Below are 10,259 nucleotides of genomic sequence, written 5' to 3'. Positions count from 1 at the left end.
CGGTACGACCGGTCGCGGGGCCGTCGGCGTTCCCGGCACCGGCCCTCAGCGTTCGAGGGCGTCGAGCCACCGGCCGAACAGGGTGCGGACGGCTTCGGCGGCCTCGACCTGGGGGTTGTGGCCGGCGCCGTCGAGGACGGTGGCGGCCATCCGGGGGTAGTGGTCGAGCAGGGCGAGCTGGTCGCGCCAGCCGACCAGGGCGTCCTGCCGGGTGGTGACCAGCAGGTGGTGGCCGCGGTGCTGCGGGGCCCGGTGCTCGGGCCAGTGCGGCAGCAGGAAGTCGGCTTCGAGCTCGGCGGCGGCCGCCCGGTCGTGCGCCTGCCAGCCAGGCCGGACGTACCGCTCGAAGAGCTCCCGACTCGCCTCGGTGTGACGGGCCATGACGTACCGGAACAGCTCGCGGTCGGCGGCCGGGAGGCGGGCGAGGAGGTCGTCGTCGCGTTCGACCACGGACTCCTCCGGCAGGGCCCGGTCGGCACCCCAGCGCACCACCGGCACCAGCAGCGCCGAGCCCAGCACCTGCTCACCGAACCGCGCGGTCACCGCCCGGGCCGGCTGGCCGCCGAAGGACTGCCCGACCACGGCGAAGGGCCGCCGACCGACCCGGTCCCCGATCCACCCGGAGACGGCCTCGGCCAGGGCGCTCGCCGAGGCCGGGCCCGGCAGCCGGGCGCTGGTGCCGTGGCCGGGGAGGTCGAGGTAGAGGCGCTGCCAGCCGGGGCGGTCGGCGAGGGCGGGTTCGAGCGGGAGCAGGACGCGGTGGTCGACGGTGTAGCCGTGGATCAGGACGATCGGGGTGCCGTCGCCGAAGGCGGTGTGGTGGATCGCGGAGTCGGTCATGACAGCAGCGTGCGACCGTGACACCGGTGGCAAGGTCAAGCGGCGGGTCCGACGGCCGGGCCGGGCGCCGGGTCGAGCGACGGCCGGGTGGGGCGGTGGGTCGGACTGCCGGGTCCGACGGCCGGGCAGGGCGATGCGTCGGGCGACGGCCGGGTGGGGCGCCGGGCCGGGCGGCCGGGTTCAGGAGAGGCTCTTGACCACGTCCAGGTACTCCCGGATGGCGTCCCGGTTGCGCGTCAGGCACAGGATCCGGCGGGTCATCCGGTCCGTCTCGGACTCCAGGGTGGCGAGCATCTCCGGTGTGGCGTCGGCGAAGTGGATCGTCCGCGGGGTGTCCAGGCAGGGCAGGATCTGCTTGATGATCCGGGTCGGCAGCCCCGCGTCCAGCAGTCCGCGGATCTGCAGCACCCGGTCCACGAGGTACTCGTCGTACGAGCGGTAGCCGTTCGCCTCGCGGCTCGGCGTGATCAGCCCCTGCTGCTCGTAGTAGCGCAGCAGGCGCGGACTGGTCTCCGTCCGCCGGGCGAGTTCGCCGATGCGCATGTGTGACCATCCTCACCCCGGGCCGGTGCCGTCCCGGCTGGACCCTGACACGGATGTCAACGATAGACGATCGGGCCCATGTCCACTCCTGAACTCCGCATCCCCGACCGGCCGGTGGCCCCCGCGCCGAGGCTGCCCTGGCCGGCCCTGCTGGCCATGAGCACCGGCGGATTCGTCACGATCATGACCGAGGCCCTGCCCGCCGGAGTGCTGCCCGCGATGAGCGCCGACCTCGGCGTCGGCCAGTCCGCCGCCGGGCAGTCCGTGACGCTCTACGCGGTCGGCTCCATCGCGGCCGCCATCCCGCTGACCGCCGTCACCGGACGCCTGCCGCGCAAGCGCCTGCTGCTCGTCTCCGTCGGCGGCTTCGCCGTGGCCAACGCCGTCACCGCCGTGTCGCCGAGCTACCCGCTCACCATGGCCGCCCGGTTCGCGGCCGGCCTGGTCGCGGGGCTGCTCTGGGCGCTGCTGGCCGGGTACGCCCGGGGCATCGTCGCGCCCGAGCAGCGCGGACGGGCGATGGCCGTCGCCATGACCGGCTCGACGGTCGCCCTGTCGGTGGGCGTGCCCGCGGGCACCCTGCTGGCCGGACTGGTGGGCTGGCGGTCCACCTTCGGGCTGATGAGCGCGGCCGCCGTGGCGCTGACCGGCTGGATGCTGCTCGTGCTCCCGCAACCCCCCGGCCGATCCGGCCGGTCCCGCACGCCCGTCCGGCGGGTGCTGCGGATGCCGGGCGTGACCGCCGTCCTGGCCGTCACGGCGACCTTCGTGCTCGCCCACAACGTCCTCTACACGTACGTCGCGGCGCTGCTCGCACCGTTGGGGCTCGACGGCCGGACGGACACCGTCCTGTTCGTCATCGGGCTGTCCTCGCTGGCGAGCGTCCTCGGCACCGGCGCCCTGATCGACCGGTACCTGCGCCCCCTGACCATCGCCGCCTCCGCCCTCCTCGCCGTCGCGGCCCTGCTCCTCGCCGCCGCCCTGCTCGGCTCGACCGGCTGGCCCGCCTACGCCGCCGCCGCGGTCTGGGGCCTCGGCTTCGGCGGCGCCGCCACCCTCCTGCAGACCGCCGTCGCCGACGCGGCCGGCCCGGCCGGGGACCTCGCCCAGTCCCTGCTCGTCACCTGCTGGAACCTCGGCATCGCCGTCGGCGGTCTGGCGGGCGGCCTGCTCCTCGACCACGCCGGACCGTCCGCCCTGCCCTGGTCCGCCCTCGCCCTCCTGGCCGCCGCACTGGCCACCACCCTCGGCGCACGACGGCACGGGTTCCCGGAGGGTGCCACTCGCACGTGTGAAATCGACGCACATTCCCCGTAATCGCCGCACGGTCCGCTCCACCGTGAGTCGTATGACAGCCAGGGTCCCCATCCGACAGCTCCAGCAGCACGCCAGCGAGTTGATCGACCGGGTCGCGGCCGGCGAGCGCGTGGAGATCACCCGCAACGGCCGACTGATCGCCGTCCTCGCGCCGCCCGACCCCGAGCAACGGGTACTGGAGGACCTCGTCCGCGGCGGCACCATCGACCCGGAGAACGCCGCCACCGCGCGCGGCCTGGCCGACTGGACGTTGCCCGAGTCCGGCGCCGGACTCGGGTCGGCCGCCGACGCCCTGCACGCCGTGCGGGAGGAGGACCATTGATCCACCTCGACTCATGCGCGATCCTCAAGCTCCTGGTCCCTGAGAACGAATCCACTGCTCTGCGCACATGTCTCTCCTCGCACGGCTCCGAGGGTCATGCGACCAGCGCACTGGCCCAGGTCGAGGTGCCACGCGCACTGATCCGGATCGGCGCACCACGGGATGTGCCGGACACGTCGACCGACCTGCTCGACCGGCTGCTCCGCATCCGGCTCTCCGATGCCGCCCTCCGAGCCGCCTGCCGGTTCCCCACCCGGCACCTCCGCACCCTCGACGCCATTCACCTCGCCAGCGCCGAGCACCTGGAGCACGCGCTCACCGCCTTCGTCACTTACGACAAGCGTCTGGCCGACGCAGCGGAGGAGCGCGACCCACCGGTGATCACGCCGGGTCAGCCAACTGGTTGCCGATAGGCGGATGTCCGGCCGCCCCGGGGCGGCCGGGGCGCCCGGCACCACCTGGGCCGCCGCCGGATGCGGGCTACCTTCCCGCGCCCCGAGCGGCGACGAAGCCGTCCGGTCGGGCGGCGACCTGACGCAGGGCGTCGATCGAGCCCAGGGGGTCGTCGGGCAGTTCGAGGCCGTCGTCGGCGGCGGGCAGTTCGAGGACCTCGTGGGCGGCCGCGTCGGCGGTCGGGCGGCCCCACATCCGGTCGGCGCCGCCGCCGACAAGGAGGGGCGGGGCTTCGGTGCGGTGGAGGGCGCGGGCGACCCGGTCGGCGGTTGGGACGTGAAGAGTTGTCAACCCTGACCATCGTCACGGTCGTTGCCTGACTTTCTGGTCGGGCGGAAAGGGCCCGTCGGCTTCTACCGTCCGGACCATGACGTACACGGACAGGAAACCCAGGAATTCCCGGGCAGCCGGAACGAGCAGAACCGCGCGGGCGAACAGGGCAGCCGCCAAGCCCAGGCCCGTACTGGCCGTGGCCCTGCTCTGCGCGGGGGCCGGGGTGGTGGCGTGGCTGGCGCCCGAACGCAATGGCGGCGCGGAGCCGCTGCGGGTGCTCACGGGGTGGTCGGCCGGCGGCTACCGACGGGTGGCGGAGGCCGTCGGGGACGCTCCCCACGTGGTGGCCTCGGCGGCGGCGCCGGCCACCGAGGCCGGGCTGGTGGTGCTCGGTCTGCTGCTGGTGCTCTGCTGGTGGACGGCCCGTGGCCGCCGGGCCGCCGGGCAGGTCGCCGGGGTGGTGCTGGCCGGTCTCGGCACCGTGCTGGCGTACGGGGCGAGCGAGGTGCTGAAGGTGTTCCTCGACGAGGAGCGGCCCTGCCGGGCGCTGGCCGGATTGCCGGGTTCGGCCGTCGCCGAGTGCCCACCGCCGGGCGACTGGTCGTTCCCCAGCAACCACGCCACGCTCGCCGTCGCGCTGGCGACGGGGCTGGTGCTGCTGCGGCCGCGCTGGGCGCTGCTCGTCATACCCGTCGGCGGCGCCACGGCCGCGCTGCGGGTGGCGGCCGGGGTCCACTACCCGCACGACGTGCTCGCCGGCGCCACGCTCGGCGGCACGGTCACGGCGGCCGTGCTCGTCGCCCTGCTGCCGGCGGCCACCACCGCCGTGGCCGCCCTGGCCGGGGTGCCCGTCCTCGGGCGGCTGCTCCTGGCACCCTGCGCGGCGGCCTCAGTCCCGGGGTCCGCCGGCGCAGGTCGCACCGAGGGTCAGCCCGGCCTCGTGCGCGAGGACGGCGGCGGCAGCCCGGTTGGTCACGCCCAGCCGCGCCAGGATGGAGCTCACATGGGCCTTCACGGTGCCTTCCACCACCCCCAGCCGGCGGGCGATCTGACCGTTGGACAGCCCGGCGGCGATCAGCGTCAGCACGTCCCGTTCCCGGGTGGTCAGGGCGGCCACCTGCTCCCGGGCACCGGCACGCCGGTCGGCGGGGCCGCCGGCCCCGGTGGCAGCCAGGTGGGCGACCACCCGGGCGGCCACCTTGGGTGAGAGGTAGGCGGCCCCTCCCGCTACCGCATGCACCCCGGCGAGCAGCTCCTCGGGCTCACCGGACTTGATCAGGAAGCCGTTCGCGCCGCCGCTGAGCGCGCGCAGGATGTAGTCGTCCTCACCGAAGGTGGTCAGCATGAGCACTCCGGTGGCCAGGCCACTCCGGCGGATCTCGGCGGCGGCCGTGATGCCGTCCGCCCCGGGCATCCGGATGTCCAGCACGGCAACGTCCGGCCGGTGGCGCCGGACCAGTTCGACGGCCTCCCGGCCGTCCCCGGCCTCGGCAACGATCTCGATGCCCGGGTCGGTGGCGAGCACCGCGCGCAGCCCGGCGCGGATCATCGGCTCGTCGTCGGCGAGCAGCACCCTGATCGGTGCGGTGGTCATCGGCGGCTCCTGTCGGTCGCTCGGTACGGAGGTGGTGAGAAAAGGGAAGCGCGTCAGTAGGTCAGGAGACGAGCACGTCGCGCGAGACCAGCCGGGAGTCCCGGAAGCAGAGCCGATAGGCGTCGCCGGCCCGGTCCACGAACAGCTCGGCGGTGATGGCGTAGTACGCGCACGAGACCCCTTCCCCCGACGGCGGCGCGGGCGTCGACGGCCCGCTCGGCGGGCGGTACGGCAGCCGGTGGCCCGGCAACAGCCGCTCGACCGCGGCCTGGTCCTGCCCGACCTGGAGGGAGGCGTAGACCTCCGGGCCCAGCACCGACAGGCCGACCACGTAGAACGTCCATACTCGCAGCGCGACGGTCAGCAGCACGGCCGTCGCCAGCGGGACGAGCACCACGGCGGCCAGCGTCCGACCCACCGTACGCCGGGCCCGGCGCAGTTCGCGCACCGGCCACGGCGGGGCGGTGGGCGCCGCCGGGACGGGCCCGGCGGCACGGCGCGGCAGGTCGGCCACGACCTCGAACCCGCCGTCCGGACGGGCCCTGTGGGTGAAGGCGCCGCCCGCGAGCCGGACGCGTTCGGTCAGCCCGACCAGGCCGCGACCGCCGGTGGGCGTTGCGCTGCGCGGGGTTGACGCGGATACCGAGGGCCCCGTCCCGGGAACGGCGGACGCGGGCGCGAACACAGGTGCAGGCGCGGGGCCGTTGGCCACCCGGACCCGGGCACCGTCTGCCGAGTACGCCACCTCCACGACGACGGGCGCCCCCGGCGCGTGCTTGGCGGCGTTGGTCAGTGCCTCCTGCACCACCCGGTACGCGGCGTGCTCGGAGGCACGCGGGAGCCCGTCCGGTTCGCCGGTGATCTCCGAGCGGACATCCAGGCCTGCGGCAGCCGCCTCGGCGACCAGGTGCGGAACGTCCGAGTCGGCCGGTCCGTGGGCCGCGGGGGTGCCGCCGACGCCCTCGTCCCCGTCGCGCAGGATGCCGATCACCTCGCCGAGCCTGTCGATGGCGGTGGCCGCGCCCGCCCGGATCTCCTGGACGGCCTCCCGGTGGGGCCGGGCCAGGTCGGGGGCGAGCTTGAGGGCCCCGGCACGCAGGGCGATCAGGCTGAGGTCGTGCCCGAGGGCGTCATGCATGTCCTGGGCGATCCGGGCCCGTTCGCGCAGTCGGGCCTGCTCGGCGACCAGCTGCTGCTCCCGCTCCAGCCGCTCGGCCCTCTCCCACCCGGCGCGCACGAGCTCCTGCGACTGCCGCCAGAACCGGCCCAGCAGCCACGGGCCCATCCCGGTGCTCACGGCGAGCGCGACGAACCGCAGGCCCAGAACGATCCAGGAGGGCACCGACCCGATCACCAGCACGCCGGCCGCGACCAGGACGGCGAACACCACCGCCGCCGGCCGCACCCGCTCCACTCGCAGTCCGGCCAGGAAGGAGAATCCGATCGCCGGCAGCGCCCACCAGAGGCTCGTGACACCGAACCCGATACACACGGACGCCACCACGGGCAGCGCCATCCCACTCATCCGCATGCCCACGACCCTACGAGGGCCGCCTGCGCACCGGATCTGTCGAAAGTCATGCCCGAGGCGCACCGCGCCACCACGCCACCACGCCACCGACGAGTCGGTCGTCCACGGCGTGACCGAGGAACTGACGGCCGCCGAGCTGCCGGAGCAGGACCTGGCGAAGGCGTCCCGGCCGCACCTCACAGCGGCCGGCCGCGCCCGGCACGAGCGCACCACCACCGGACCGCCGAGATCACCGCCCGTCCGTACGCCGGCATCCCGACGAGCGCCTCAGCGGCACAGCGCGGTGTCCACGACGGCTTCGAGGTGTCGGGTGACGGCGTCGTCGGCCGGAACGATGGTCACCGCGATGTTCACGGCGCGGCCGTCGTCGGTGGCGCCGCCCCGGGTCTCGTAGCCCGGGATGTCGCCGCCGTGCCCCCAGTAGACCCCGCCGCAGGAGAGCGGCCGGCTGAAGATGCCCAGTCCGGAGCCGATGCCGGTGTCCCCGACCGGGACGGTGGTCCGCATCTGGGCGAGCTGGGCCGCAGGCAGCAGGCGGTCCGGGATCAGCAGCTCGGTGAAGAACCGGTCGAGGTCGGCGTTGGTGGAGATCATCTGACCGGCCGCCCAGCCGGCCGACGGGTCCAGCTCCGTGAAGTCGGCCAGCGGCCCGGACGCGGAGTCCCTGCGGTAGCCCTTGGGGTGGGCTTCCCGGATGGTCCGGTCGCCCACGGCCGGGAAGTAGGTGTGCCGTAGCCCGATGCGCCGGACGATCCGCCGGTCGATCTCCTCGGCGAGCGGCCGGCCGGTCACCCGCTGGACGATCAGGCCGGCCAGCACGTAGTTGGTGCTGCTGTAGCCGAACCTCGCCCCCGGCGCGAAGACGGGCTCCTGCCGGAGGGCGATGTCCAGCAGTTCCCGGGGCTCGAAGTACCGGTACCGGAGGGAGGCTTCGTCCAGCTGCCCCTCGTAGTCGGCCAGGCCGCTGGTGTGCTGGAGGAGCTGCCGGACGGTGACGCCCCGTCCGTCGACGCCCTCGCCGCGGACCAGGCCGGGGAGGTAGGCGTCGACGGAGGCGTCGAGGTCGATCTTCCCCTCCCCCACCAGCTGGAGCACGACGACGGCGGTGAAGGTCTTGGTGTTGCTGCCGATCCGCACCTGCCCGCCGGCGGGGACCCCGGCGCCGGTGGCCAGGTCCCCCACCCCTGCCGTGTGGTCACGGGTCCTGCCCCGCCCGTCCCGGACGGTCGCGAGCGCGGCGGGCACCCCGTCCGTCCGCACCAGCGCGTTCAGCCCCTGCTGCACGACGTCGGGTGAGGCCGCGGCGGACACGCCGGACGGTGCCAGCACCCCGACGGCCACGGCGGTCGAGAGCGAGAGGGCGAGTGCCATGTGGCGGATCCGTGAACGGCGCACGAGTCAACTCCTGTGGAATCGTGGGGAGCAGGGAACTCCCCGGTCACGATCGCCAGTCTCGTCGCGCGGCGGACGGCCGGCCTCCCCCGATCGAGGGAGCGCCTTCGCCCTCGGCGTCAGGGCCGGCCGGGCCCGCGAAGCGGCAGCGTCCGGCTGTAGACGACGCTCGTGGTGGTGCTGCCGAAGCCGGCCAGCTCGTCCACGAGGGTTTCCAGGTGCTCCATGGAGGTCGCCGCCACCTTCAGGGTGTAGCAGTCGTCGCCGGTGGTGCGCAGGCACTCCAGGATCTCCCGCCGCTCGGCGAGCAGTCGGCGCAGCGGCTCGTGCCGGTTGCCCGGGTACTTCAGCCGGACGACGGCGAGCACCGGGTAGCCGACCTTCGCCAGGTCCACCGTGGCGTGGTAGCCGGTGATGACGCCGAGCGACTCCAGGTTCCGCACCCGTTCCGTGGTCGCCGACGGGCTGAGGGACACCCGCCGCCCCAGCTCGCTGAGGGAGACACGGGCCTCCCGCTGCAGCTGCCCGATGATCGCCCAGTCGGTGTCGTCAAGATTCACGGCCATTCCACGAATCTACCGGGAGAACCACGGCAGACAACGGCCAGGACCGGGAAGAGGCCGTTCCTTCCGCCATGATCACGCGGATAGCCTCGGAGCATGCAACTTGGCGTCAACGTACCGAACTTCGGGCCGGGTACCGACCCCGGCGTGCTGCGCGAGTGGGCCCGGACCGTGGAGGGCCTCGGCTTCGGCCTCCTCATGGTGTCGGACCACCTGGCGGTGACCCCGGACGTCGCCGAGCGGTACCCGGAGCCGTTCTACGAGCCGTTCACCACGCTGTCCTGGCTCGCCGGGACCACCACCGGACTGCGGCTGGGCACGACCGTGCTCGTCCTGCCCTACCGGAACCCGCTGCTGGTGGCACGGATGGCCGGCACCCTCGACCGGCTCAGCGGCGGCCGGTTCGTCCTCGGAGTCGGGGTCGGCTGGGCGCGCCAGGAGTTCGACGCCCTCGGCGTGCCGTTCGGCGCGCGCGGCAGACTGACCGACGACCACCTGAGCACGCTGCGGGACGCCTGGGCAGGTGAAGCCGGTGAATCCGACCGCCGAACGGTACCGGTCTGGGTCGGCGGCCACAGCGCAGCGGCGCTCCGGCGGGCGGTCCGGTTCGGCGACGCCTGGCACCCGCTGCGGCTCCCCCTGACCCGGATGCGGTCGGTCCTGGCCGAGCACCCGATGCCGGGGTTCGCGCCCCGCATCGCCCTGCGGCTGACCACCACGCCGGTCGACGACCCCGAGCGGCCCGCCGGCGTCGGCACCCTCGACCAGATCCTCGACGACCTGCGCCAACTGCGCGGTCTCGGCGCCGAGACCGTCGTGTTCGACCCCTACCACGGGGCCCCGGAGGAGACCCGTCGGCCACAGGAGGCCTGGCAGACCCTCACCACCGTGGCCACCCACTGGAGAACCGCGTGATCACCGAAGCCGACGAAACCCTGCTGCGCCGGGCCATCGCCATCGCCGCCCACGCGGCCACCCTGGGTGACGCCCCGTACGGCTCCCTCCTGTCCGGCCCGGACGGCGAGATCCTCGCCGAGGCCCACAACACCGTGCGTCGCGACGACGACATCACGGCCCACCCCGAACTGAAGCTCGCCCGCTGGGCCGCCCGTGAACTCTCCCCGGACACGGCCGCGCGCACCACGATGTACACCAGCTGCCAGCCCTGCGGCATGTGCGAGGGGGGCATCCTCCGTTCCGGCATCGGCCGGGTCGTCTACGCACTCTCCACGGAACAACTCGTCGAGCTCAACCCCGACTCGGGCGCCTGGCCGACCGTACCGACGGACGGCCCAGCCCTGCCCGAGGAGGCCCGAGCCCCGATCGCGGCCTACTACCGGTCCAGTTGACCCCGGCCGCCCAGGCCTAGACGAAGATCAGCAGGGGCCGGCAGACGGCCGAGAGAGCGGCCGCCGACCAGCCGAGTGCGGC

At 74.3% G+C, this 10,259-nt stretch carries 12 protein-coding genes and 1 pseudogene; 6 read left to right on the top strand and 7 right to left on the bottom strand.

The window, feature by feature from the left end:
* Positions 1-45: 45 nt before the first annotated feature.
* Together ACFU7Y_RS31510 and ACFU7Y_RS31505 are read right to left on the bottom strand one after the other, a co-directional pair.
* Positions 46-840, bottom strand: a complete 795-nt coding sequence (locus tag ACFU7Y_RS31510; RefSeq protein WP_380770427.1) for an alpha/beta fold hydrolase — start codon at positions 838-840, stop codon at positions 46-48.
* A 180-nt stretch (positions 841-1,020) separates the two neighbouring features.
* Positions 1,021-1,383: a MerR family transcriptional regulator gene (locus ACFU7Y_RS31505; protein WP_224283279.1), complete on the bottom strand. Its 363-nt coding sequence runs from the start codon at positions 1,381-1,383 to the stop codon at positions 1,021-1,023.
* 78 nt (positions 1,384-1,461) lie between these two features.
* Between ACFU7Y_RS31505 and ACFU7Y_RS31500 the strand changes: the two genes are divergently transcribed.
* The 3 genes from ACFU7Y_RS31500 to ACFU7Y_RS31490 are packed head-to-tail and all read left to right on the top strand — an operon-like array spanning position 1,462 to position 3,435.
* The gene (locus ACFU7Y_RS31500; protein ID WP_224283280.1) at positions 1,462-2,700 is read left to right on the top strand and encodes an MFS transporter; all 1,239 of its coding nucleotides are present in this window, start codon (positions 1,462-1,464) and stop codon (positions 2,698-2,700) included.
* Between the two features lie 31 nt (positions 2,701-2,731).
* Complete coding sequence (locus tag ACFU7Y_RS31495) at positions 2,732-3,022, top strand: type II toxin-antitoxin system Phd/YefM family antitoxin (RefSeq protein ID WP_380770426.1); 291 nt, start codon at positions 2,732-2,734, stop codon at positions 3,020-3,022.
* Entirely contained in the window at positions 3,019-3,435 is a 417-nt protein-coding gene (locus tag ACFU7Y_RS31490; RefSeq protein WP_380770425.1) for a type II toxin-antitoxin system VapC family toxin, read from the top strand. Before ACFU7Y_RS31495 ends, ACFU7Y_RS31490 begins: the two co-directional genes overlap by 4 nt.
* Positions 3,436-3,502: 67 nt before the next feature.
* Here the strand turns inward: ACFU7Y_RS31490 and ACFU7Y_RS31485 are convergent, their stop codons facing one another.
* Positions 3,503-3,766, bottom strand: coding sequence for a hypothetical protein (locus tag ACFU7Y_RS31485; protein WP_380770424.1), 264 nt, complete (start codon positions 3,764-3,766; stop codon positions 3,503-3,505).
* Between the two features lie 76 nt (positions 3,767-3,842).
* Here ACFU7Y_RS31485 and ACFU7Y_RS31480 point away from each other — a divergent pair.
* Positions 3,843-4,487, top strand: a pseudogene (locus ACFU7Y_RS31480) (phosphatase PAP2 family protein); the annotation flags it as partial.
* Between the two features lie 150 nt (positions 4,488-4,637).
* On the opposite strand, the gene ACFU7Y_RS31475 reads toward ACFU7Y_RS31480, so the two are convergent.
* The 4 genes from ACFU7Y_RS31475 to ACFU7Y_RS31460 form a co-directional block, all read right to left on the bottom strand.
* The gene (locus ACFU7Y_RS31475) at positions 4,638-5,342 is read right to left on the bottom strand and encodes a response regulator transcription factor (protein WP_224285540.1); all 705 of its coding nucleotides are present in this window, start codon (positions 5,340-5,342) and stop codon (positions 4,638-4,640) included.
* 61 nt (positions 5,343-5,403) lie between these two features.
* On the bottom strand, positions 5,404-6,873 hold the full coding sequence (locus tag ACFU7Y_RS31470) for a sensor histidine kinase (protein ID WP_380770423.1): 1,470 nt from the start codon (positions 6,871-6,873) through the stop codon (positions 5,404-5,406).
* A 267-nt stretch (positions 6,874-7,140) separates the two neighbouring features.
* A complete protein-coding gene (locus tag ACFU7Y_RS31465) occupies positions 7,141-8,244 on the bottom strand; it encodes a serine hydrolase (protein WP_224282833.1) in 1,104 nt (367 codons plus the stop codon).
* Between the two features lie 140 nt (positions 8,245-8,384).
* Positions 8,385-8,831, bottom strand: coding sequence for an Lrp/AsnC family transcriptional regulator (locus tag ACFU7Y_RS31460; protein WP_224282832.1), 447 nt, complete (start codon positions 8,829-8,831; stop codon positions 8,385-8,387).
* Positions 8,832-8,924: 93 nt separating this feature from the next.
* Between ACFU7Y_RS31460 and ACFU7Y_RS31455 the strand changes: the two genes are divergently transcribed.
* Entirely contained in the window at positions 8,925-9,743 is an 819-nt protein-coding gene (locus ACFU7Y_RS31455) for an LLM class flavin-dependent oxidoreductase (protein ID WP_224282831.1), read from the top strand.
* Positions 9,740-10,177: a nucleoside deaminase gene (locus tag ACFU7Y_RS31450; RefSeq protein WP_224282830.1), complete on the top strand. Its 438-nt coding sequence runs from the start codon at positions 9,740-9,742 to the stop codon at positions 10,175-10,177. Before ACFU7Y_RS31455 ends, ACFU7Y_RS31450 begins: the two co-directional genes overlap by 4 nt.
* Positions 10,178-10,259: the final 82 nt, after the last annotated feature.

It is taken from the genome of Kitasatospora sp. NPDC057542, from assembly GCF_042801945.1.
Lineage (GTDB): Bacteria > Actinomycetota > Actinomycetes > Streptomycetales > Streptomycetaceae > Kitasatospora.
The sequence above is the reverse complement of the archived record's forward strand: the minus strand, read 5'-3'. Positions and strand labels throughout refer to the sequence as shown.

Excerpts from the sequence above, each read along its gene's own strand:
- ACFU7Y_RS31510 (WP_380770427.1), bottom strand. The coding sequence starts at position 840 with ATGACCGACTCCGCGATCCACCACACCGCCTTCGGCGACGGCACCCCG.
- ACFU7Y_RS31505 (WP_224283279.1), bottom strand. The coding sequence starts at position 1,383 with ATGCGCATCGGCGAACTCGCCCGGCGGACGGAGACCAGTCCGCGCCTG.
- ACFU7Y_RS31475 (WP_224285540.1), bottom strand. The coding sequence starts at position 5,342 with ATGACCACCGCACCGATCAGGGTGCTGCTCGCCGACGACGAGCCGATG.
- ACFU7Y_RS31465 (WP_224282833.1), bottom strand. The coding sequence starts at position 8,244 with ATGGCACTCGCCCTCTCGCTCTCGACCGCCGTGGCCGTCGGGGTGCTG.
- ACFU7Y_RS31495 (WP_380770426.1), top strand. The coding sequence starts at position 2,732 with ATGACAGCCAGGGTCCCCATCCGACAGCTCCAGCAGCACGCCAGCGAG.
- ACFU7Y_RS31455 (WP_224282831.1), top strand. The coding sequence starts at position 8,925 with ATGCAACTTGGCGTCAACGTACCGAACTTCGGGCCGGGTACCGACCCC.
- ACFU7Y_RS31500 (WP_224283280.1), top strand. The coding sequence starts at position 1,462 with ATGTCCACTCCTGAACTCCGCATCCCCGACCGGCCGGTGGCCCCCGCG.
- ACFU7Y_RS31460 (WP_224282832.1), bottom strand. The coding sequence starts at position 8,831 with ATGGCCGTGAATCTTGACGACACCGACTGGGCGATCATCGGGCAGCTG.
- ACFU7Y_RS31470 (WP_380770423.1), bottom strand. The coding sequence starts at position 6,873 with ATGCGGATGAGTGGGATGGCGCTGCCCGTGGTGGCGTCCGTGTGTATC.